1 protein-coding gene is annotated in these 1,746 nt (G+C 38.9%); it reads right to left on the bottom strand.

Annotation, left to right across the window (positions count from 1 at the left end; translation table 11 throughout):
• Window positions 1-5: 5 nt before the first annotated feature.
• A complete protein-coding gene (locus tag HT708_RS11065) occupies window positions 6-1,733 on the bottom strand; it encodes an IS1634 family transposase (protein WP_050302804.1) in 1,728 nt (575 codons plus the stop codon).
• Window positions 1,734-1,746: the final 13 nt, after the last annotated feature.

Genomic DNA, 1,746 nt, shown 5'->3' on the forward strand with positions numbered 1-1,746 from the left:
GTTCTTTAATCTCGTTTAGGTGTTGTATATGGAGCTTTGGCGTAATTTTTGAGTTCTTCAAACTTCACGAACCCTTTGTTCCATTCCATGCCTAATAATCTATTTAGTAGCTGCATATCTGGACTTTCTTGTAGTCTATAGTAATTATCTTGTAACCTAGTTGCTTTGGCACTGTTGAGAGCATTAGCGATTCTCCTTGGACTCATCTTCCAATTAATTTGATGTTGGAGGAGTCGAAGATGAATTAAAGCGATAAAACAAGTCAAAAAATGTGCCTGTATATGATTTTCTGTCCATACATAAACAGGTCTACTTTCAAGCTCTGTCTTCGTGATGCGGAAGCAATCCTCAATCTTAGCTAACTCTTTATAAGCCTCCAACATCTCTTCATCTGTCATTCCAACTTCACTTGTTACAAGAACATTCACACCATCAAACTGAGCATCAAAATCAACCTGCTCATGGTCAATGGTAACAAGTGGGGAAAAAGGCTTTAGTTCCCCTGTTTTTTCATCCAGATAGTGGAGGTCTAGATATTTCTTGCCTCCTTTTTTACTGGTCTGTCGAAAGAGTTCCGCATTGGTTAGTTGGCTGGCATATTCTAAAGCACCTTCCCGACGAATCCGTTCTCGATCAGCGTATTTCTTAGACCAAGTAATCAGAACTTTCTCTTTGACAAGTGGAGAATCCTTCTTCGTTCCCAGCTTGCGTTCACGTAGATAGGACTTCTTTGCGAAGGTCAACTCCTTATTAAATTGCCAATCGTTTGGATTTAGAATTTGTGTTTGTAGCTCCTTTGAGGCGCCACGCCGTCCACGATGCTTCTGGGAGAAGAGCCATCCATCTTTTTGATGAATCATCTCAGAAATATTGTAAGAGCTATTCATAGCCTTATCGGCCACCACCACAATACGCTCAATTCCAAACTGTTTTTTAACTTCCTCAACAGCTGGAAGATAGGTAATAGGATCTGTTTGATTTCCTCTAAATAACTTATAACTGATGGGAATTCCATTCGTATCCATAAATAATCCTAATTGGACAATGGGTTTGGGACGATGTTCCTTACTAGGACCTCGCCTTCTTAGTCCTTCTTTTAGAATTTCACCATCAACTGAAACAACCGTCTCATCGGGGATATCTGTTTCAAAGTAGTAGTTCGTTACATCGTAGAAAACTAAACGTGCTTCACGCTTGGTCATGCGACTCACTTCTTTATGAAGATGAAGCAGAAGTTTTTCTTTCAAGGTATCCAACTTATCTAACGAACGATAAATAGCGTTGAGGCTTATTTCCCAATGACCAAATAAGTTTACTTGAGAAGCATAAGTAGATAACTTACTATCTGGATTGAGGACTCTCTGAAAAACTAATAGTTTTAAAATTTGAGCCAAATCGTACTCTGATTTCGATTTCACTGTCTTTAGAAACTCGGTTAGTTTTAACTCTTCAAACAGGTTATCCAAGACCATCCAACCATAGGACTGATCCACCTCATTCATAGGAGCCAGTAGGTCATAGCTTACTTGAAAGAATTGAGGTTCTGTTAGTAGACCTTCCTTTGCCTCACGTTTCAAACGTTCTAAGATATCAGGTTCCTCTACCTCTAGTTCATCTAAGAGACCATATTTTTTCAAAATACGCTGTCTGACTTTTCCATCTTTTCGATATCCCTCCACAAGATAGACATGAGTACGTCCTTCTTTGTTGGTTGTTGTTTTAATAAATGCCATACTCTATTATAGC

The organism is Streptococcus sp. 3613 (assembly GCF_013277375.1).
In the GTDB taxonomy this organism is placed as follows: Bacteria; Bacillota; Bacilli; order Lactobacillales; family Streptococcaceae; genus Streptococcus; species Streptococcus pseudopneumoniae.

What these genes read in the sequence shown, in the direction of transcription:
- HT708_RS11065 (WP_050302804.1), bottom strand. Translation starts at nt 1,733, where the DNA reads ATGGCATTTATTAAAACAACAACCAACAAAGAAGGACGTACTCATGTC.